Origin of the sequence: Helicobacter pylori (assembly GCF_006440215.1) — a bacterium.
GTDB classification, from domain to species: domain Bacteria; phylum Campylobacterota; class Campylobacteria; order Campylobacterales; family Helicobacteraceae; genus Helicobacter; species Helicobacter pylori_CS.
In genome coordinates, this window is record NZ_VEZH01000042.1 from 1 (window position 1) to 417 (window position 417).

General features: G+C 35.3%; 1 protein-coding gene. It reads right to left on the bottom strand.

The window, feature by feature from the left end; all coding sequences use genetic code 11:
• A partial coding sequence (locus FIM44_RS08415; RefSeq protein WP_194148727.1) for a restriction endonuclease subunit S occupies positions 1-417 on the bottom strand: 417 nt, incomplete at both ends.

The window sequence follows — 417 nt, forward strand, 5'->3', positions numbered from 1 at the left end:
CCCTTGAGAGAAAGATTTTTTACTTTTTCCAACAAGTCCGCTATAAAATTCCCCAATATCCCCCAACTTCCTAAACTCCACCCCCTTAGGTGCTAAAGTTTGGAGTAAGGTTTTTAAATGTTTGGGGTAGGTTTTTTGCGTTAATCTTTCTTTTGCGTCTTGGTGGTTTGAATTAATATCGTTAAAGTCTAAAAGCATGTTTTGGTAATACTGGTATTGCTTTTTTCGCGCTTTTAATTCTGTGTTTAATTCTGTGTTTAATTCTGTGTTTAATTCTGTGTTTAATTCTGTGAAAGCGTCCAAAATCTTAACGATCTCTTGCTGGACTTCTAGGGGTGGGATGGGGATTGTTATTTTTGAAAGTAATTGCTTTGAAACATTGAAGCGTGTTACACCATTAGCAACTTTTGAAATATT